Source organism: Proteus penneri (genome assembly GCF_003144535.1).
In the GTDB taxonomy this organism is placed as follows: domain Bacteria; phylum Pseudomonadota; class Gammaproteobacteria; order Enterobacterales; family Enterobacteriaceae; genus Proteus; species Proteus penneri.
In genome coordinates, this window is sequence record NZ_PHFJ01000011.1 from 36,338 (window position 1) to 56,504 (window position 20,167).

The following is a 20,167-nucleotide window of genomic DNA, read 5'->3' on the forward strand; positions in this document are numbered from 1 at the left end:
TATAGAGAAGTGGCTATTTAGCCACTTCTACTACTTGGCTTTTACGACGAATTAGCTTTCTTGCGCACCATGCATAAAGTAATCCTGCAACCACACCTGCAATATGTGACTCAGTCGATACACCTAATTGACCTGGAATTAACCCATAGGCCATTGATCCATAATAAAATAAAACGAAAAGGGCAATGACAATATCGATAATTTTACGTCGAGTAAAAGCGTGAGCAATCAATAAAGACCATAATCCAAAGATCCATCCACTTGCACCAACGTGAATAGCACTTCGTCCAAAAATCCAAACTAATAAACCACTTACGATAATAATAAATATGCTGGATAACACATATTCTCGTAGAGATTGTGTCATAGATAAAAAGCTAAGAATAAGAAATGGGAGTAGATTACTAAATAGATGAGACCAAGATCCATGAATGAAAGGCGCGATAAAAATACCCATTAAACCTTCACCCGTTCTTGGAATAATACCCCATTGAAGAAGAGATATGGAAAAGAGTGAGTTAATAAGTTGAAGTAAGACTAATATGATAGTTAACCCGCCAAGAAAGGTGAGTCTTTTTTTAAACCAAACTTTATCCATAATGGTAGCCTTAATAATGTGATGACGCTGATAAAACGCTATAAATAGAAGAGCCCTTAATAAAAAAGAAGAAGGCTCTTTTTTATTTATCAGTCTAATAAATTAAGGCAAGCAGCTCCACGAGCGCCACCTGCATCACCATGACGAGCTTTTTCTATTAATGGAATTTGTGCATTTCCGTAAACACAGTGTGAGAGATATTCAGGTAATAGCTCATACAGTGCGTTAAATTGTGATAGTCCACCACCAATAACAATTAAATGAGGGTCAAGTACCGTAAGGATATTGCTAAGGTAAATCGCAAGTACTTTCATATAGCGATCGACATGCTCTTGAGTCTTTTTATCGCCCGCATAATATTGCTCAACAATATCAACCGCTCTTTGTGGTGCATCATTGAAGGCTTTATACATACGTTCAAAACCACGGCCTGATAAATAGGTTTCAAAACAGGCTTTTTTGCCACAACCACAAATAATTTTTGGCATCATTTCGCCGATCACGTTATCTGCATCCACATTCAGATTCATATGACCGATTTCTCCAGCAATCCCATTCTTGCCAGACAAGACTTTACCATCAATAACAAAGCCACCACCCACGCCAGTTCCTAATATGAGACCTAGTACAGAAGGGTAATGACGAAATTCAGGATCCCAAGCTTCCGATAAGGCAAAACAGTTAGCATCATTTTCAACTTTAACGGGTCTATTGAGTATATGCGAGAGATCGTGAACCATAGGCTTGTATTTAGCTGCTGGAACATTAGTCGTAAATACGGTTCCTTCTTTAGCATTCACAATACCAGGAATACCAACCCCCACCTTTCCCTTATAACCTAATTCATTGTCAGCTTCTAAAGTCAGTTCTTTAAAAACATTCAATAATGCTTGATAGTCGTTTTTAGGTGTTGGAACACGTTTCTGCCATACTTGAGTGAGATCTTTATCAAAAACGGCAAGCTCAATTTTGGTGCCGCCCATATCAAAACCATAATACATATCAGTCTCTTAATTATTCTGTAAATATTATTTATAGCAACGACAAGGTTGTCGTTACGTGGTCATTTCTATTTCAGTCAATACTTAAGTTATCTCTACTGCTTATATACACTAGGTTAAAGAAGAACAGTGATTGGTGACAGTTGAGTTTTCTTTATCTATTGATGACTACTTTCAATCAAAATACTACGTACTTTCATTAGAGCAAAACCTAATAAATTTAATCCCTTCCAAAGAAGGGGATTGTTAATCTCGTTGTCTTGCTCACTTAAACCGACCCCCCATATTTTATCAACAGGGCTTGCTTCAACAAGCACTCGATTGCCTGTTGAAATCAGAAAGTTACCGAGTTCTTTATTTTGGGAAAACTTAGCGATATTGGCACGAATAACAATATCCATACGGTGTTGCTCCCAAATATCTTGGTCAAATCCTTTTACTTCTCTGCCTAATGCTTTTGCTGAGCCTGGATTAGATGCAGTAATAATGCGCTTTCTGACGTCTATATCATTAAATAGCTTCGCTTTTTCAGCCATCATATAGTGCTCAGCGCTGGCATAACGCACATCATCTAATATAAAAGGTGCTGGGTACCATTGGCTAAAGCAACTTTTTGTGATGTCATTACCTTTACTTTGGTGCCCCCAAAAGTAGATGTACTTTATTTTCTTTCCTGCACGAAATTCTTTTTTTAATTGTTCTAAATCCATCTTTTTTCCCATTATGTTGAATATTCCTAATTCACATAATAAAGATAGCATAGAAGTAAAGAAGGATTGAGTGCCTTTTTGCGATTCTGTGAGTAGGTGAAGCGATTCCGCTATTTTGATTTATTCTTATTAAATTTATCTTAATTTGATTGGTTTTTTTTAATAACAAATAAACTTTAATCTATGATCTAAGAATAATTTATTTAATGATATTTATGCTAAGGTTATCCTAATAGCTTGATAGTATTATTAATATAATTTCTCATCAATGATAGGGTGGATAAATGAAAGTTTCAGCACGCAATCAGTTAGTCGGTAAAGTTGTGGATATTATTGAAGGTGCCGTTAATAGCGAAGTGATTTTATCTTTAGCACACGGTGAGAAACTAGCGACAATCATCACCAAAGAAAGTTGTGAAAGCTTAAATATTAAAAAAGATGGTGAAGCTATTGCCATTATTAAAGCGCCGTGGGTTGTATTAGCACTGCCTGATTGCGGTTTAAATTTCTCTGCGCGTAACCAATTTGCAGGAAAAGTGACTCAAATCGTACAAGGTGCGGTGAACTCTACTGTTCATTTAGAAACGGCGAAAGGTTTAGCACTGACTGCGGTTATCACCAATGAAAGCTTACAAGAAATGAAATTGGCAAAAGGCAGTGATGTTTTAGCATTAGTAAAAGCATCAAGTGTGATTGTGGCAACATGCAAATAATTGTACGTTTGTTTCTTGAAATAAAAAAGAGGCTAAATAGTTAGCCTCTTTCCTTTTGATATTACTTATCTTTTTGGATTTATCATCCCGATCATCGTTTATTCAAGTAATAAGAATTAATTATCTGTATTACCTGCAATTTTCAGTTTGTCATAGATATAATTTTTATAACTGTTAACTAATTTCTCATCTTCACAGTCATTTAATTTACCTTCACATAAGTGGCGCATTTGAATATTTGCTTTGTAGAAAGGAGATAATGGCAAACGAGCGCGCTCTAAGATCATGCCACCTAAGAAGCTAATATCAGTTAATTCACCCGTTGTTATTGGTGCACCTTGCGATAGGTTATCTCTTAAGGTGAACTGAGTAATATATGCAGGGTTATTAAAAGGTGACTGATAATTTTTGAGCTCAATATTGGGTTGATGATCACCAAAATAGAGGAACATCGTCGGTTTTTCTCTTTGGGCGACAAAATTAGAGAAATCTTTAATTGCCGGATCACTGGTGATGATTTTTTCCATATAGTGGCTAAATTTGCCTGGTGCATTACTGCTTTCTGTATGACCTGTAATTTGGTACATATCTCTGTGTGATTCATCATAAGGGCCATGTTCATACATGGTTAATGAGAATATAAACAATGGCTTGTCAGTACGCTTTTTTAGTACCTCTTCAACGTAACCCAGCATATCTGCCGTCGATATTTTCCAGAGGTTTTCTTCTAATGTTCCCGGATAACCCAGCTCTTGAGGTTGAATGATTTCATCAATTCCCATTTTTTCATAAGCGTAACCGGCATGGTAAGCACTACGATTAAATGGAGTCAGTAAAACGGTGTAATAACCTTCGGCTTTTAGTTGGCGGAATAAACTCTCATTAAGATTATCGACAACAAAATAGAATACCGAGTTTTTACGTGCACCAAAATCATCCGTATTTAACCCTGTTAATACAGAAAATTCAGAAAGCCAAGTACCGCCACCAAAGGTTTGTACACGTAAAGGGCTTTGCGCACTGACACCTTCATCTTTTTGAAACATAAATAAATCAGGCAGTGTAACATTGGTATCAAATTGATAAATATGAGGATTAACCGTCGATTCTTGTAATAAAACGACAATATCAGGTTTTATGTCTGTCTGTGTTTCTGGCAATACGGTTTTGTTCGCTTGTTCCAGAAAGTAATCCGCATTTTCATTAAAATAAGGAGGGTGGTACGCCGTTTGGTAGCCAGACATGATTAAATTAGTCACAGTACCTCGTCCTCCCGGAAGTGTACCTTCCCATTCAGCTTGCCACTTTTCTACGGTGAAATGGATTGTGGTAAATCCAATGACCATTAAAAGTAAGCCACTGATACGCAAGCTTGGGCGTGATTTCTTGGAAAAATGCCAAGCAATAGACATATTGATAAGAAGCCATATTAGCATCGCAATCAATGCAACACCGGCTTCCCAATAATGACCTAATGTCCCTAAATTAGAGCTATCAAAAGCCAAATCAAAGTCAGAGAACATTAATGTTTCTTTGTAATAATGGACTTTGAGTTGATTAATAAACTTAGTTATAAGGAAGAGGGTGCCGGTGGTAATAGCTGAAAATAAGATACGAGCTGATAAAATAAAACAAAGAGAAAAAAGAATAAAATAAGCACCGACTGAAAGAAGTGCAGTATAAATAAACGTTGCTTTCTCAAAAACAATAAAAAATGAGGCAATAAGAATAAGTGCAAGATAAGCACTTCCTAAATATTTTTTCATATCTCTTCCTAGTATAGCTATAAAGAATAAAGGGGATATTTTACAAAAATTGTAGGCGATAATCTTAAATAGGCTAAATAACTTTATTTAGCCTAAGTTAACATCTGTTTTTAGAATAACCCTTTGTCTCGTAAAATATGAAGATCTTTTTTACGACGAGTAAAACCAGTACGGTCAAAATACTCTAAGATTTGTACTGCTAACTTACGCCCAACAGATAACTCATCACGAAAGTCCGCGGCAGTGACACTACCATTACTCTCATTATATTTCACAATGATAGATGCAAATTTTTCCATTGATTGGTGTGTATAGTAGCGGTCGGCAATAATTGGAATAATTAAACCTAATTGTGCCGCTTTACGTAATAATGAGCGGATCACTTTCTCATCATTTTTCATTTCATTGGCGAGATCACGCACCCACCAAGGTTCAGATTGCTCAAAATAGACTTTAGCATGTTGCCATAGCGCATCTTGTTCTGGTGAAAAAGCAAGACCATGGGTTGGGAGGTGAAGCCAACCGCGACTTTGGCTAATTGCACCCTCTTTTCGTAACTGATCAATTAGGTGATAAACCAATTCATCATGATAAGTAGGTAGTGCCATCCGTTTTAAACGAGAACGACCCACACCCATTTGATCATTATGTTGTTGGTGATATTCCTCAAGTGTATCGAGTAATTTCTGTTTCGCTTTATCCGCATTTTCTTTAGAAAGAATAACGCCAGCAACGTTAATTAGGTCAAATGTTTCTAGTAGCTGAGTGAGTGCATTTTCAGTTAATTGCTGAGCCCAAGCAAACTGATTTAGAGATAATTCACCTTTTGGTAAACATAACGCTAACTTGGCGCTGACACTGTCAGCATTATCAATTTGATGTAGCCAAGATAAGAACTCACTTTGTCGTTTGCCTCTACGTGGCGAATGCAAATGTAAGACTTTCGCTGCGGCTAAGGTGCGTTGAGCACTGATATCACGCAAGATAAGCCTGTCGTTATCCACCAGCCAAAGGGGTTCATCAAGAATAAGCTCTGCTAACTGTGGTGTTTCATTCGCATCATTTAAGAGCGCAACACGACCTGTAATATGGCGAGTACCGTGATGAATATGTACTGGCTGCCAATGCTTTAAAGGTTCATCAGCGATTAAACTGACTAAGACTTTATGGGCTTGGTAGTTAGGCTCTTGAGAGAGTAACCAATCGCCACGAGAGACATTATCTTTACTGACATCTCCAGTGATATTAATGGCAATACGATGACCGGCTCCAGCACTTTCTACCGGTTGATTTTGTGCGTGTAATGCTCTGATCCTTACTGGTTTATCCGCACCTGTTAGCCAAAAAGTATCACCAATGGCTATTTGTCCAGCGAGGGCGGTACCCGTCACGACTAATCCCGCCCCTTTAATACTAAAAACACGGTCTATCGCTAAGCGAAAGCGTTTATGCCATTGGGGGTGTTGTTGTTCTTGTTGATGAAGGTTAACAAGATAGTCACGAAGCGCAGGGATCCCTTCGCCAGAAGGTGCTGAGGTGATAAAAACATCAGGTTGTTGCCAGCCTAAGTTGGCCAATACATCCGTTGTTTGTGACCGAACTTCTTTAATTCGTTCAGGTGTAACACGATCTGCTTTAGTGAGAATAACGGTAACTTGAGGACAGCCAGCAAGGCGTAAAATAGAAATATGCTCAATGGTTTGGGCCATAACACCATCGTCACAAGCGACAATTAATAGTGCATGAGAGATCCCACCAACGCCCGCAAGCATATTGGAAAGAAATTTTTCATGACCGGGCACATCGACAAAACCAATAGACGTCCCATCATCTTGACGCCAATAGGCATAACCTAAATCAATGGTCATGCCTCGTTTTTTTTCTTCAGGGAGATGGGTAGTATCTACTCCAGTAATAGCCTGTATCAGTGTGGTTTTTCCGTGGTCTACGTGACCTGCCGTTGCAAAAATCATAGTAAAAGTGCCTGTATTAATGCATTTTCATCCTCAAGACAGCGCAGATCGAGCCACAGGCGACCATCAGTAATTCGACCAATAATCGGTTTTTCTAAATTACGCCAATGCGCAGCTAACGCATCTAACTGGCTACCTTTTCCATCTTTGGCTTCAAAGGTAAGTGCTGCACTCGGTAAACTTTCAATAGGTAATGAACCACTGCCTATTTGAGAAGCGCATGAGGATATCGTGATATGGTAATTTTCTCCATAATATGCCTGAAAATGAGGCAATAACCGTTGCGCCATGTCATTAATTTCTGTTTGTGTCCGAGTTAACAAACGTAATGTTGGAATTTCAACAGCCATTTTTTCAGGTTGCTGATAAAGACGTAATGTGGCACCTAATGCCGCTAATGTCATTTTATCAACACGTAATGCGCGCTTTAAAGGATGGCGCTGAATAGCTTCAATCCATGTTTTTGCCTAAGATTATGCCCGCCTGAGGGCCACCTAATAATTTATCACCAGAGAAGGTAACAAGATCGATACCTTGCTGTAGATAATCTTGAGGCATCGGCTCTGAAGGTAAACCCAAGGCGGCTAAATTAGTCATTGAGCCACTGCCTAAATCGATAGCCGTGGGTAAGTTCATCTCTTTACCAAGTGCGGCAAGTTCGTCGCCATGTACTTCTGCTGTAAAGCCTTGAATACAATAGTTGCTAGTATGAACTTTCATTAACAAACCGGTATTCTCATTAATGGCGTTACGATAATCTTTAAGGTGAGTGCGGTTTGTTGTTCCTACTTCTTTGAGTGTACAGCCTGCCTGAGTCATCACATCAGGGATACGAAAAGCGCCGCCAATTTCCACTAATTCACCACGAGAAACCACGACTTCTTTATTGGGCGCAACCGTTGCGAGCATTAGTAAAACAGCAGCTGCGTTGTTATTAACAATACAGGCATCTTCAGCGCCCGTTAATTCACATAACAAATCAGCGATAGCGCGATCACGGTGTCCTCTTGAAGCACCATCAAGAGAATACTCTAAGGTTGCCGCTGAGCGCATAACTTGGCTAACGGCTTCAATGGCAGACTCGGCCATTAATGCTCGGCCTAGATTGGTGTGTAAAACCGTTCCTGTTAAATTGAAAACAGGTTTAATTGACGATTTTCGTTGTAATGTAATGCGATTTTGTAATTCATTCGCCCACTGGTTATGCCATGCAGGTAGGTCATTATCTTGGCGAATAATGATACGCGCTTCTTCTTGTAACTTTCGTAAATGCTCAGTAATAAATGTCTGACCATAAGAAGCAACTAAAGCCTGAATTTCTTCTTGATGCAGTAACTTATCAATGGACGGAAGCTGGCTATAAAGTGAGCGCGTATCATTTGTCATGCTAATACCTAATTATTATTCATTTGGGAACAGGAATGGGTTAATGCTACTACGAGCAAAGCCTTCTTCTTCCATTTTTGCATCAAGGACAATAGACGCTAAATCGTCAGCGACAGCATCTACATTGGCATCTTTTTCTTGATATAAAATTTTTAGATAGCTTCCACAATCACCGCAACTTTCTGCTTTCACGGGAGCATTTTCGCTGTCTAATGACCAGTAATTTAATTTACCTGTTAATTCACAGTTGGTGCATTTAATGCGTACAACATGCCACTCGGTTTCACATAAATTACAGTGTAAATAGCGTAAACCTTGGGTTGTGCCGATTTGTACCATGCTTGCCACAGGCATACTGTTACAAACTGGGCAGAATTGACGATTTTCACCGTATTCTGTTTTAGCCTTACCTGGAATATTTGCCGCTAATTGTGCCCAGTAAAGAGACAACGTTGCCCAAATAAAGACAGATTTATCTGCTGAAACTTTTGAATATTCATCATTGAGTAATGCCGTTGCCATTTCTTCTAATTCAGTTTCAGACGCTTTAGCGAGATTTTCTAAAGTGATAGTGGCACTTTCAGGCACAACTGGACGTAATTCAGCAATAATCGAGGCTAATAAAGCATGCCAATGTTTACTGCGTTTGAATGTTTTTCTATCTAAAGGTGCTACACCAATTTGCTGTGTCAGGAGTGGGGCAAGATCAATGGTAAGTGGATTATCATGAAGTGCTTTTTCTTGAGCTTTCACAATTTCTGCTGCAAATTCAAGGTAGTCTGCGAAAGGATTATCTTTTGCTAGTGTTTGAAAACGTTCAGCACGACGTTGATAAAGGTTTTTCAGATTAGGGAATAATACAGGTGGAATAAAGCTAATCCCTTTTTCTGATTGATCTTTACCTAATTGCTCTTTAGGAACGATGCGAATACTCATAACGTTCTATCTTCCTATTATCATAAATTTTATAGTGAATACCCACAGGATTTGACTTCAGAATAAATCAAAAGCAAACATGAAGCCATGACAGTGGGTAATAATAGTGTGTTATTGTTCTTTTACGTCTTAAAAGTGGGCGTAAATTGAATAAAAAACGGAGGCTAATCAAGCCTCCGTTTGTTCAGAAATACACTTTAAGGCATTATTTCTGTGACTTCTTTTCGGCTTCTTTTTTCTCTTCTTCGAGAATTTCACGATACCAACGAGGATGGTGCTTTTTAGCCCAACCGCGAGTTACCCAGCCTTCAACCATGCTACGAATTGAACCTTTTACCCAGAATGCCGCATAAGCGTGAACAATTACGGTGATTATCAGTAATATTGCTGATAATGAGTGAACTAATAAGGCAATTCTAATAACTGGGATCGAGAAATATTCTGCGAAATAAGGACGCCAAATGATAATGCCACTGACTGTTAGTAAGATAAGGCTGATACTTAACATCCAGTAAATGCCTTTCTGACCTAAATTGTAGTGACCGATATCGCCAGCTTCTTCATTTTGTAGCACTTTATGAATATTTTTAGCCCAGACTAAATCATCTTTATCAATAAAGTTATACTTCAAGTATCTGAAGAACATAAAGATAAAGAGAATTGCCATAGCACTACCCACAAACGGGTGTAACAGACGTGACAGTTCTGGTGTACCTAAAATATTCATGAACCAGTTCAGAGATGGGAAGAAGAAACCCAATCCGCTGATTGCTGTGAACAGAAAGACAATCACAACGACCCAGTGGTTTATACGCTCTGATGCGGTATGGCGAAGAATTTTATCACCTTTCTTCTTCATCATTTCTGCTCCTCCTTATTCACAGAGGTCTGTGTTTTAGAAGATGCTTCCATCTCTTTGAGTGCTTCTTCTTCATCTTCTTCAGTTGTACGGTTTGGACCGACACCTAAATAGTGGAAAATAGCGCCCGCGAAGGTTGCGGCAAAACCAACAGCAGCCAATGGTTTCCAGATGCCTTTCCAGAATTTAACCGTTGAGCTAATTTCTGGGTTTTCAGGTAAACCATGATACAGGTTTGGTTTGTCAGCATGATGGAGAACATACATTACGTGTGTACCACCCACACCTTGTGGATCGTAAAGACCCGCGTTGTCATAGCCACGAGTTTGCAGCTCTGCAACACGTTCACCAGCAAGATTGAGCATCGCTTCTTTCGAACCAAAATGAATCGCGCCTGTTGGGCACGTTTTCACACATGCAGGCTCTTGGCCGACTTCAACACGGTCAACACATAACGTACATTTGTAAGCACGGTTATCTTCTTCGTTAATGCGAGGCACATTAAAAGGACAACCTGCAATACAATAACCACAACCAATACAGTGTTCTGATTGGAAATCAACAATACCGTTAGCGTATTGAATGATAGCACCTTCTGCTGGGCAGGCTTTTAAACAGCCCGGATCAGCACAGTGCATACAACCATCTTTACGAATTAACCATTCCAGTTTGCCGTTCTCTTCAACTTCAGAGAAACGCATCACTGTCCATGATTTTGCGGTTAGATCAGTTGGGTTATCGTAAACACCGACGTTAGTGCCAATTTTATCGCGAATATCGTTCCATTCAGAACAAGCTACCTGACAGGCTTTACAGCCGATACAGGTTGTTACGTCGATAAGTTTTGCCACTTCTTCCTTGTAATCCCGCACCTGAGGCGCGGGAGTAAGGGAATTGGTGGCAGAGCGACGAATAATGTCTTGGGATTGCAGTGACATAATTTATCTCCTTACACCTTTTCCACATTAACAAGGAACGCTTTAAACTCCGGCGTTTGTGTATTCGCATCACCAACGAATGGCGTTAACGTATTCGTAATAAAGCCTTTCACAGCAACACCTTCAAAGCCCCAGTGAATAGGAATACCAATGGTATCCACTTTGCGCCCATCAACATCAAGGGTTTTAATACGTTTAGTGACCACCGCTTTCGCTTTGATATAACCACGTTTTGAGCTGACTTTAACGGTATCGCCTTGAACAATGCCTTTCTCTGCGGCTAAACGCTCACCAATTTCAATAAATTGTTGTGGCTGAATAATCGCATTTAAGCGCGCGTGTTTAGTCCAGAAGTGGAAATGTTCTGTCAGACGATAAGTTGTACCGACATAGGGGAAATCTTCTGCTTTACCCATATCTTCCCAGTCATCTTTAAAGATACGCGCCGCTGGGTTTGAAACGACATTTGGATGCAGTGGGTTAGTACCCAATGGTGTTTCAATTGGCTCATAGTGCTCAGGGAATGGACCTTCTGCCATCTTATCGATAGCAAACAGACGTCCCATACCTTCCGGCTGCATAATAAATGGACCAACATCAGAACCCGGTGCAGCGTTGCTATAGTCAGGTACATCAATACCCGTCCATTTGCTGCCATCCCATTCGATTAATTTACGTTTAGGATCCCATGGTTGACCTTGTGGGTCTGCTGATGCGCGGTTATAAATAATGCGACGGTTAAGAGGCCATGCCCATGCCCAACCTAATGTATTACCCAATCCTGATGGATCGGAGTTATCACGGTTAGCCATTTGGTTGCCTTTCTCTGTCCAACTACCTGCGAAGATCCAACAGCCACTCGCCGTTGTACCATCATCACGTAACTGAGCAAACGAGCTAAGCAGTTGACCTTTTTTCAGAATGATATTGCCATCAGCATCTTTTAAGTCGACTAATGCTTTACCATTACTTTCTTGTGCAACTTCTGCGGATGTTGGATTATCAGGATCAAAGTAATCCCAAGTCATATTCAACACCTGCTCTGGCATCGCACCGCCTTCTTCTTTGTAGAGTTGGCGTAAACGATGGAAAATACCCGATAAAATCTCAGCATCAGGGATAGCCACACCAGGGGCATCACCCCCTTTCCAGTGCCATTGTAACCAGCGACCAGAGTTAACGATAGAACCGTCTTCTTCTGCGAAACAGGTTGTTGGCAGACGGAAGACTTCTGTCTGAATATCGGCTGTTTTAACGTCGTTCTCTTCACCGTGGTTCTGCCAGAAACACGCAGTTTCAGTGTTTAGCGGATCCATTGTGATAAGGAATTTCAGTTTTGATAATGAGCGAATAACTTTGTTCTTATTCGGGAATGAGGCAACAGGGTTAAAGCCTTGGCAGATATAGCCGTTGACTTCACCTTTATCCATCATATCGAAGTATTGTAGAACGTCGTAAGGTTTGTCCCACTTAGGTAACAGTGAGAAGCCCCAATCATTATCACGTTGAGCATTATCACCATAGAATGTCTTCATCATACTCACGAAGAATTTAGGATAATTGCCCCAGTAGTTAACTTGTCCCGGTACTGTCGCTTTTGGCGTATTCGCAGCTAAGTAGGTTTCTAATGTAGTCTGCTTTTCAGAAGGCAGAGTTAGATAGCCTGGTAAGCTTTGAGATAATAGACCGAGGTCAGTTAAGCCTTGAATATTAGAGTGACCACGTAGTGCGTTAACACCGCCACCAGCCATACCCATATTACCTAACAGTAATTGGATCATTGCCATGGTACGGATGTTTTGAGCACCAACAGTATGTTGAGTCCAGCCTAGTGCATACAGGAAAGAGGCTGTTTTATCTTTCGCTGCTGTTTCAGCAATATATTCACAGACTTTTAAGAAATCATCTTTTGGTGTACCACAAATCTGAGTAACCACATCAGGCGTGTAACGGCTAACGTGTTGTTTTAACAGATTCCAGACACAACGAGGATGTTGTAATGTGGTGTCGCGTTTTGCGAAACCATTTTCATCCATCTCGTAGTTCCAAGTGGTTTTATCGTATTTACGTTTTTCTGCATCATATCCGCTGAATAAACCATCATCAAAATGATAGTCTTCACGGACAATCAAGCTCGCATTGGTATAAGCCTCAACGTATTCTTTTTGATATTTCTTATTTTCGAGCAGATATAAGATAACGCCCGATAAGAACGTAATATCAGTACCAGAACGGATAGGCGTATAGAAATCCGCAACAGCCGCAGTACGGGTGAAGCGAGGATCAATAACAATGAGCTTGGCGTTATTATGGATTTTAGCTTCCATCGCCCAGCGGAATCCCACAGGATGTGCTTCTGCCGCATTACCGCCCATAACGACGATAAGGTTGGCATTTTTCATATCAACCCAGTGGTTGGTCATCGCACCGCGACCAAATGTTGGAGCAAGACTTGCTACCGTTGGTCCGTGTCAGACACGCGCTTGGTTATCGACAGCCAGCATCCCAAGAGCTCTTGAGAATTTCTGAGTTAAAAACCCAGTTTCATTGCTTGCTGCAGAGGCGCAAAGCATACCCGTTGTTAACCAACGGTTGACTTCTACACCTTCTTTATTGAATTTCTGGAAGTTGGCATCGCGGTCTTTTTTGATTAAGCGCGCAATACGATCAAACGTTTCTTCCCATGAGAGTTTTACCCATTTATCCGAGCCGGGTGCACGGTATTCTGGGTGTTTTAAACGACCTTCACTGTGAATGAAATCCACAAGACCAGCACCTTTAGGGCATAATGCACCGCGGTTTACTGGATGGTCTGAGTCACCTTCAATATGAAATATCGTTTCTTTTGCGTTTTTGGCGCCATCGCCCAGACTATACATTAATAGTCCACAACCGACAGAACAGTACGTACAGGTATTGCGGGTTTCGCGGGCTCTCAGTAATTTATACTGACGTGAGCCTGCTAGCGCAACTGCTGGTGCAAAACCAAGCGCTGCCGCTGTAGTACCTGCCATACCGCCAGCACAGATCTTAAAGAACTGTCTTCTGCTGACCTGCATGGGGTCTCTCCTCATCATACATTGCTTTTACTGACTCTAATTTTCTTCACGAAAATGGAGCTGATTGTTTTTTTATCCCTATTATCCCTAATAGGATCAGGTTCATTGCCTGATAGGTAGTGTAAAATCGTTTTTACCCGTATTGTTATTATGTATTAATAAATTTAGGAATTCATCTTATGGATGAAACAAAATCGACAAAATTGTTAACTAAACGTGTAATCGTTGGCGTAGATCAAACAATTGTGCAACACAAGGGATCTCTAAACAGACAAGAAGACGATTATATTGCACTCGAAGTTCCTGTTGCATTAGTGTACAACGGAATATCTCACGTCGTTATGATGGCGAGCCCTAAAAATTTAGAGTTGTTTGCTGTCGGATTTTCTTTATCCGAAGGCATTATAGAATCTTCTAATGAAATTCGCAGTATCGAAATTATGGAAAGTTGTAACGGCGGTATTGAAGTTCAAGTTGAATTATCAAGCCGACGTTTTATGGGATTAAAAGAGCGACGCCGTAATATGACGGGGCGCACTGGCTGTGGTATTTGTGGAACTGAACAGCTAGAAGAGATTTTTCGACCTATTACTCCGTTACCTTTTACACAAACATTTTCACTTTCAAATCTTGATAAAGCCTTAGAGCAGATGACAACCGTTCAAGAAATTGGTGAATTAACTGGCTGTACTCATGCGGCTGTTTGGTTATCACCAGAGGGTGAAATGCAAGGGGGATGTGAAGACGTTGGTCGCCATGTTGCGCTTGATAAGCTTTTAGGTATGAAAGCACAAGAAAAGTGGAATGAAGGCGCGGTATTAGTCTCTAGTCGAGCAAGCTATGAAATGGTACAGAAAGCCGCAATGTGTGGCGCAGAAATTTTATTTGCTGTTTCTGCAGCAACCTCTTTAGCGGTTGAAGTTGCTAATAAATACAATGTCACGCTGGTGGGTTTTTGTCGCCGCGGAAGAGCAACAGTATTTACTCATCCACAACGACTGACAGATTGACATCATAAAATGAAATTTTTAAAAATAGGTGTAATCGTTTTATGTAACGATTTACACCTGTTTAATTTTCTCTTTTATGACCACAATGCACCTAATTTGTAATCCCATTCTTTAGGTTTGATGGGGATACGCCCTGCATTTGGGGTAAAGGTCATTTCACTAAAGATAAGTCTATTTTCAGACATTAAAAAATCAACTCGGCAATAATCAAAGCCATTTGCCAGTTTAGCGGCTAATTGCAACATGATTTCAAATTGCGTTGGTTTTTCAATAAGTTTGGGTGTGTTGGGATCTTCTAATGTGATGGGTTGTAACTGCCAATTTGTATCATACACATTTATATACCCATTCCCTTTGGTATCAGAAATATCAATTTCCGCATAATGAGGTTGACCATTAAAACAGTGAAGACGACAAGTCGTTGGTATCATTGGATTTTGTGTATCAAATAAATCAATATATTCTTCACAGATGATTTGAGCGTTGATGTTTTTATAGTGCCATTCACGGGTAACAGGATAGAGATTACGTTTTAAATGAAATTGCAGCTTTTTCTTTGCTTTTTCAATATCAAAAGTTGCTTTATCAAGGCAGATGATTGTACTACCGCTATCGTGATTACATTTGAGTACAAAACGTGAAGGAAGTTGAGTGATATCGATTTCATCAGGATGAGAATAGGTGTTAATGATAGGAACCAGATAGTGTGGACCAATCTTTTCTATCACATAATCTCTTACTTTGATTTTATCTGCTAAGCGCGTATAAATTGGATTTCTATCAAATAGCATACGTGCATTGATTTTTTCATTAAGTGATGTCGGTATTTTAAAGTTAGGTTGATAACCTAAGTTACGAATAAACTTATTCTTTAAATACACACGATCAGGCAATACGATAGTTCGAAACAGTTTGAAATAATATTCTATGATTTTCATAAGCTAATGATTATTTTAAATAGATAAGTGAAATAAAAACTAACTTTTCTTTGAATTAAATTTCTATAAAGAAATAACTAAATTAGATAGAAATTAAGAGAGTTATGCCAGTTATTGATATTCTTATCGTTTTTATTTGTATAAATTTAGAAAGTATTAATGTGAGTTAATATTCAAAGTATTTATTTTAATAAAAGAAAACGTGGCGACATTAAGAGAGAGTTAACAAAAGGGAATATTGATTAAGAATATATTAATTTGATGACCATTTAGTTATATGAATTGGCTTATCCCAATTATTAAAGCGTAATCCTTTGCCTGTTCTATTTCCGTGAGCATCTAATATCTCATAGTACTCTTCAACAATTTGGCTACGACCTCGTTGCCATTCATTGGTTGTTGCAAAAGGATCAATTAAATAGATATCACCCACAACAGTATATAACTCACCTAAATAGCGAATTTTTTTCGTACTACTATTTGAATAGTGAGAAAACATGATTTGGTAGGTTTTATAATGTTCTGGCTGACCATAAGGGCCATACTTCATTGCAATATAACGAATACCTTGATGATCAGAATGGCTTGCCCCCCCCCGGAACAGGCATATCTGGCGTGATATTAAAAAGGGTATATCGAGAGGTTGCGGCCGGTTGTCTTAATGCTTGTCGATAACTTTGAGTATTTAACCCTGAAGCTGTCCATGTTCTATCCACTAAGCCATCTCCTGCCAAACAGGAAGCGGATAATCCTAATAATGAAAGAATTATAAATAGGGACTTAGCAGACATAAATACTCCTTTATTGCCATTATGATGCCAGAAAATAAGGTGCTTATTCCGTGAAATAGAGCGATAGAACCTTGTTATTTCTTGCTGTTATCTTAATTTCATTCCAAAAAGTTATCGGAAGTAGCGAATAAGTGATTATCTTTTAAGCAATAAATACGTTTTTATATTGAAGAGATATATGTCTTAACAGGTGAAAACGTATGAACACATCTAAAACATTACGCGTTGCTACAGTGCAGTTTCAACATAAAGCAAACGACAAAATTTATAATTTAGCGAAAATTCATCAGTTTATAGATAAAGCAGCGACTGAAAAGGTGAATGTATTAGTGTTTCCTGAAATGTGTATTACAGGATATTGGCACGTTCCTAAATTATCAGACCAATCAGTGTATGCATTAAGTGAACGAGTCTCTGACAGTGGATCTTTAGCGTTAATAAAACAAAAAGCGATAACGCATCAAATGGCGATAGGTGTCGGACTTATTGAGCGAGCAGAAGACAATACACTCTATAATACATGGGTTGTTTGTATGCCTGACGGCTCTTTGCATAAACATCGGAAATTACATGCCTTCGAACATCCGATCATCAAAAGTGGTGAGCAATATACCGTATTCGAAACCCCTTGGGGGGTTAAAATGGGCGTATTAATTTGCTGGGATAATAACTTGGTCGAAAATGCACGAGCTAATGCATTGTTAGGTGCCGATATTTTACTCGCTCCTCATCAAACGGGTGGAACAAATTCACGTAGCCCACATAGTATGAAGCCTATTCCCATGACGCTTTGGGAAAATAGACATCAAGATCCTCAATCATTACAAGAGGCATTTCAAGGTGAGCATGGAAGAGGTTGGCTAATGCGTTGGTTACCTGCAAGAGCGCATGATAACGGTATGTTTGTGTTATTTAGTAATGGTGTTGGTCGTGATGAAGAAGAGGTTCGTACTGGGAATGCAATGATCATTGACCCTTATGGGCGCGTAGTAAAAGAGAGCAAAGCGATTAATGATGATATGGTGATTGCAGATCTTGACCTCACATTATTAGAAAACTCTACAGGAAGACGCTGGCTAACAGGACGAAGACCTGAACTTTATTCGATATTAACGACAAAATTTGGAAATGAACAAGATCCTATTTCGGTTCGATTTGGTAAAGCGTAATTTAATAAAAAAACAGCTTTCATTTTGTGAGCTGTTTTTGTTTAGCTAAAGAGTAATTTATTTACTTCGCTTATTAATATATTGGTTATTAATTTTATTTATTTATTTTATGTTAGAATAATAAAAAGAAAAATAAGATAGGATCAATAATTAGTCATGGATACCCGTTTATTACATGCTTTTGTTGTTTTAGCTGAAACAGAACATTTTGGTGAAGCTTCATCAAAGCTTTTTATTAGCCAACCCGCACTGACAAAACAGATAAAAACACTGGAATCTCAGTTAGGTATCACACTTTTTCAGCGTGGACGCCATGGTGCAAAATTAACACCTGAAGGACAGTATTTACTGAGTCAATCTCAATCAGTTTTAAGAGAGGCTCGCGTTCTAGAAAAACAAGCTCGCCAATTAAGTGAACCCCAAAAAGCAGAGCTTTATGCAGGATTTGGTTTGTCCTCATTAAATTTTATTACCCCATTATTGGCAAAATTTAATCACGCTCATCCTGATATTACCGTTCATATCGATGATATGCCTTCTAACACGATGGAAAATAAATTACGTTTAGGAGAACTCGATCTCGCATTTTCACGCTTACCTGTTACAGAACCCCTCAAGGGGATTTCATTAGCACAAGAGCGATTGATGTTAGCTATTCCAACACAAAACATTATGGTGTTAGAGATTGAAGATGATCCATTACACTATTTTAATATGCTTGGGCTTATTCAGCTGGTTCCAGAAAAAGGGAAAAAACTACATCAACAAATTAATGATTTTTTAAAATATCATCAAATTAAACCTCGTGTATTACAGCAATCACAAGATATCCAAACACAATTAGCGTTAGTTGCTGCTGGATTAGGGATGGCATTGGTACCTAAAAATGCAGAGCTTATTTGTGACAAACAAAAAGTCACTTTATTGCCACTGTCTGGTTTGTATACACAATGGGAAATAGGTGTTATTTGGAATAATAATATTCATAATAAAGATCGTGATATTTTTATAAAAATAATTCATGAGGAAATAAATAAATTATAATGAATGAAAACTGTTTTTAATTTTAGAAATGATTATATTACCAATATATAACTTATAATAAAGCTAAAACACCTAATAAATAATAATTGTTTTTAAAAGAAATAAAGATAAATAATTGCGAGTTTGTTCACAAAAATAAACATGAAATATTTATTGGTTTTTTATGTGTTTAAATAAAAAAATAAAGTAAATCATTTAATTAACTTAATCACCATAATATAAATAAGGCTAATTAAAAATCAGTTTATTAAAATAAATTATTTACAATGACAGAGATTTATTTAATATTAACCACGCCCGAAACAGCAAGCTTTATATTCGAAAATGAAGCTGTAAAGATAGAATATTAATATCTCTGTAAGTGGCTACTTATTATTTATAATAAGTAGCCACACCCTCAAACTAATAATAAGGAAGTTATTATGAAAAAACGTAATGAATTAGTCTGCGCATTATTTATATTAATGGGGACTCATGCTGTACAAGCTGAAATTCATTCTAATCAAAGCGGTTCTCTGGTTACGATGGTTGTGGGGGCAAGTGATGCAATTAATCGAGGTCTTCATCAAACACCAGCTGGAGAGCCAGGTGTGGGGATTAGTACCGTAGGAGGTGGGAAAAAAATTGGTTTTGCTTCGTTAACATCACCAATGATGAGTGGTGGAGCGGATAGTCATGGTGTTTATACAATCCAATCTAATCACCAACATAGTGATATGGGTGTTTTTCACTTTGCTAAAATCACTAATGCTAATGTCTATTTTGGTGACTGGGCAAAAACAACATCAGCAACAGATGCAACACATCAAACCTATTATATCGGTAAAGATGTGACAACCACACTACCGACAGATAGCGCCACTTATACGGTAATGGGTATCAGTAAATATAACGGTAGTAACCAACTTTCTGGTACGTTTGATGTTGATTTTTCTCAAAAGAAAATTGAAGGTTCATTGAAGAATGAGCAGCGTACTGTTGAGTTAGAAGGTGGAAATCTTTATACCGCAAATAACCAAGTAACGTTTTCTGCAGATGCAAAAGAGGATACAACATCAGGGGTTGTTGAAGGTGCCTTTTTTGGCGAAAATGCCGAAGTGTTAGCAGGTATTGTGGTATTTAGTTCGGATCACACAAAAGATATCGGTTTTGGTGGTACGAAAAATAGTAGTGAAAGTGAAGAAATAACAGCAAGCACGGATGCTTCTTAATTTTTTCAAAAATAATATTATAAATTTGTTTGGTAATAAAATCGGTTAATTCTTTAAAAAGTGGT

General features: G+C 38.6%; 17 protein-coding genes and 1 pseudogene. 5 read left to right on the top strand and 13 right to left on the bottom strand.

Features of this window, described 5'->3' with window-relative positions; translation table 11 throughout:
- Window positions 1-13: 13 nt before the first annotated feature.
- From CUB63_RS13140 to CUB63_RS13150, 3 genes are all read right to left on the bottom strand, one after another.
- On the bottom strand, window positions 14-598 hold the full coding sequence (locus CUB63_RS13140) for a rhomboid family intramembrane serine protease (RefSeq protein ID WP_109848228.1): 585 nt from the start codon (window positions 596-598) through the stop codon (window positions 14-16).
- Window positions 599-687: 89 nt separating this feature from the next.
- Window positions 688-1,599 carry an N-acetylglucosamine kinase gene (nagK, locus tag CUB63_RS13145; RefSeq protein ID WP_109848229.1) on the bottom strand — a complete coding sequence of 304 codons (912 nt, stop codon included), beginning with the start codon at window positions 1,597-1,599 and terminating at the stop codon, window positions 688-690.
- A gap of 158 nt (window positions 1,600-1,757) precedes the next feature.
- Entirely contained in the window at window positions 1,758-2,309 is a 552-nt protein-coding gene (locus CUB63_RS13150) for an NADAR family protein (protein ID WP_006534319.1), read from the bottom strand.
- A gap of 284 nt (window positions 2,310-2,593) precedes the next feature.
- Here CUB63_RS13150 and CUB63_RS13155 point away from each other — a divergent pair, with 284 nt between their 5' ends.
- A complete protein-coding gene (locus tag CUB63_RS13155) occupies window positions 2,594-3,022 on the top strand; it encodes a TOBE domain-containing protein (RefSeq protein ID WP_109848230.1) in 429 nt (142 codons plus the stop codon).
- 116 nt (window positions 3,023-3,138) lie between these two features.
- Here CUB63_RS13155 and CUB63_RS13160 read toward each other — a convergent pair whose 3' ends face one another.
- From CUB63_RS13160 to fdnG, 7 genes and pseudogenes are all read right to left on the bottom strand, one after another.
- Entirely contained in the window at window positions 3,139-4,788 is a 1,650-nt protein-coding gene (locus CUB63_RS13160; RefSeq protein ID WP_109848231.1) for an LTA synthase family protein, read from the bottom strand.
- A gap of 110 nt (window positions 4,789-4,898) precedes the next feature.
- Window positions 4,899-6,761, bottom strand: coding sequence for a selenocysteine-specific translation elongation factor (gene selB / locus CUB63_RS13165; protein ID WP_109848232.1), 1,863 nt, complete (start codon window positions 6,759-6,761; stop codon window positions 4,899-4,901).
- Window positions 6,758-8,147, bottom strand: a pseudogene (gene selA, locus CUB63_RS13170) (L-seryl-tRNA(Sec) selenium transferase). Before selA ends, selB begins: the two are co-directional and overlap by 4 nt.
- A 15-nt stretch (window positions 8,148-8,162) precedes the next feature.
- Window positions 8,163-9,083: a formate dehydrogenase accessory protein FdhE gene (gene fdhE / locus CUB63_RS13175; protein WP_109848233.1), complete on the bottom strand. Its 921-nt coding sequence runs from the start codon at window positions 9,081-9,083 to the stop codon at window positions 8,163-8,165.
- Between the two features lie 205 nt (window positions 9,084-9,288).
- Window positions 9,289-9,945: a formate dehydrogenase cytochrome b556 subunit gene (fdoI, locus tag CUB63_RS13180; RefSeq protein WP_072065213.1), complete on the bottom strand. Its 657-nt coding sequence runs from the start codon at window positions 9,943-9,945 to the stop codon at window positions 9,289-9,291.
- Window positions 9,942-10,880: a formate dehydrogenase subunit beta gene (fdxH, locus tag CUB63_RS13185; RefSeq protein ID WP_006534310.1), complete on the bottom strand. Its 939-nt coding sequence runs from the start codon at window positions 10,878-10,880 to the stop codon at window positions 9,942-9,944. The genes fdoI and fdxH overlap by 4 nt, the downstream gene beginning before the upstream one ends.
- Before the next feature lie 11 nt (window positions 10,881-10,891).
- Complete coding sequence (fdnG, locus tag CUB63_RS13190) at window positions 10,892-13,939, bottom strand: formate dehydrogenase-N subunit alpha (protein WP_109848234.1); 3,048 nt, start codon at window positions 13,937-13,939, stop codon at window positions 10,892-10,894.
- A 179-nt stretch (window positions 13,940-14,118) separates the two neighbouring features.
- Between fdnG and fdhD the strand changes: the two genes are divergently transcribed.
- Complete coding sequence (fdhD, locus tag CUB63_RS13195; protein WP_006534304.1) at window positions 14,119-14,949, top strand: formate dehydrogenase accessory sulfurtransferase FdhD; 831 nt, start codon at window positions 14,119-14,121, stop codon at window positions 14,947-14,949.
- A 74-nt stretch (window positions 14,950-15,023) separates the two neighbouring features.
- Here fdhD and CUB63_RS13200 read toward each other — a convergent pair whose 3' ends face one another.
- The 3 genes from CUB63_RS13200 to CUB63_RS17765 all read right to left on the bottom strand — a co-directional run bounded on the left by CUB63_RS13200 (window position 15,024) and on the right by CUB63_RS17765 (window position 16,678).
- Window positions 15,024-15,887 carry an ATP-grasp fold amidoligase family protein gene (locus CUB63_RS13200; RefSeq protein WP_109848235.1) on the bottom strand — a complete coding sequence of 288 codons (864 nt, stop codon included), beginning with the start codon at window positions 15,885-15,887 and terminating at the stop codon, window positions 15,024-15,026.
- A 253-nt stretch (window positions 15,888-16,140) separates the two neighbouring features.
- Window positions 16,141-16,437, bottom strand: coding sequence for a UmoA family flagellar biogenesis regulator (umoA, locus tag CUB63_RS17760; protein ID WP_232240005.1), 297 nt, complete (start codon window positions 16,435-16,437; stop codon window positions 16,141-16,143).
- A 25-nt stretch (window positions 16,438-16,462) separates the two neighbouring features.
- The gene (locus CUB63_RS17765; RefSeq protein ID WP_232240004.1) at window positions 16,463-16,678 is read right to left on the bottom strand and encodes a hypothetical protein; all 216 of its coding nucleotides are present in this window, start codon (window positions 16,676-16,678) and stop codon (window positions 16,463-16,465) included.
- A 200-nt stretch (window positions 16,679-16,878) separates the two neighbouring features.
- Between CUB63_RS17765 and CUB63_RS13210 the strand changes: the two genes are divergently transcribed.
- The 3 genes from CUB63_RS13210 (at window position 16,879) to CUB63_RS13220 (ending at window position 20,102) form a co-directional block, all read left to right on the top strand.
- The gene (locus tag CUB63_RS13210) at window positions 16,879-17,847 is read left to right on the top strand and encodes a nitrilase family protein (RefSeq protein ID WP_109848236.1); all 969 of its coding nucleotides are present in this window, start codon (window positions 16,879-16,881) and stop codon (window positions 17,845-17,847) included.
- A 156-nt stretch (window positions 17,848-18,003) separates the two neighbouring features.
- Window positions 18,004-18,891 (top strand): LysR family transcriptional regulator, encoded by an 888-nt coding sequence (locus CUB63_RS13215; protein ID WP_109848237.1) that lies wholly within the window; start codon window positions 18,004-18,006, stop codon window positions 18,889-18,891.
- Between the two features lie 422 nt (window positions 18,892-19,313).
- Entirely contained in the window at window positions 19,314-20,102 is a 789-nt protein-coding gene (locus CUB63_RS13220) for a Slam-dependent surface lipoprotein (RefSeq protein WP_109848238.1), read from the top strand.
- Window positions 20,103-20,167 lie beyond the last annotated feature (65 nt).

Excerpts from the sequence above, each read along its gene's own strand:
- CUB63_RS13140 (WP_109848228.1), bottom strand. The coding sequence starts at position 598 with ATGGATAAAGTTTGGTTTAAAAAAAGACTCACCTTTCTTGGCGGGTTA.
- nagK (WP_109848229.1), bottom strand. The coding sequence starts at position 1,599 with ATGTATTATGGTTTTGATATGGGCGGCACCAAAATTGAGCTTGCCGTT.
- CUB63_RS13150 (WP_006534319.1), bottom strand. The coding sequence starts at position 2,309 with ATGGATTTAGAACAATTAAAAAAAGAATTTCGTGCAGGAAAGAAAATA.
- CUB63_RS13155 (WP_109848230.1), top strand. The coding sequence starts at position 2,594 with ATGAAAGTTTCAGCACGCAATCAGTTAGTCGGTAAAGTTGTGGATATT.
- CUB63_RS13160 (WP_109848231.1), bottom strand. The coding sequence starts at position 4,788 with ATGAAAAAATATTTAGGAAGTGCTTATCTTGCACTTATTCTTATTGCC.
- selB (WP_109848232.1), bottom strand. The coding sequence starts at position 6,761 with ATGATTTTTGCAACGGCAGGTCACGTAGACCACGGAAAAACCACACTG.
- fdhE (WP_109848233.1), bottom strand. The coding sequence starts at position 9,083 with ATGAGTATTCGCATCGTTCCTAAAGAGCAATTAGGTAAAGATCAATCA.
- fdoI (WP_072065213.1), bottom strand. The coding sequence starts at position 9,945 with ATGATGAAGAAGAAAGGTGATAAAATTCTTCGCCATACCGCATCAGAG.
- fdxH (WP_006534310.1), bottom strand. The coding sequence starts at position 10,880 with ATGTCACTGCAATCCCAAGACATTATTCGTCGCTCTGCCACCAATTCC.
- fdhD (WP_006534304.1), top strand. The coding sequence starts at position 14,119 with ATGGATGAAACAAAATCGACAAAATTGTTAACTAAACGTGTAATCGTT.
- CUB63_RS13200 (WP_109848235.1), bottom strand. The coding sequence starts at position 15,887 with ATGAAAATCATAGAATATTATTTCAAACTGTTTCGAACTATCGTATTG.
- umoA (WP_232240005.1), bottom strand. The coding sequence starts at position 16,437 with ATGAAGTATGGCCCTTATGGTCAGCCAGAACATTATAAAACCTACCAA.
- CUB63_RS17765 (WP_232240004.1), bottom strand. The coding sequence starts at position 16,678 with ATGTCTGCTAAGTCCCTATTTATAATTCTTTCATTATTAGGATTATCC.
- CUB63_RS13210 (WP_109848236.1), top strand. The coding sequence starts at position 16,879 with ATGAACACATCTAAAACATTACGCGTTGCTACAGTGCAGTTTCAACAT.
- CUB63_RS13215 (WP_109848237.1), top strand. The coding sequence starts at position 18,004 with ATGGATACCCGTTTATTACATGCTTTTGTTGTTTTAGCTGAAACAGAA.
- CUB63_RS13220 (WP_109848238.1), top strand. The coding sequence starts at position 19,314 with ATGAAAAAACGTAATGAATTAGTCTGCGCATTATTTATATTAATGGGG.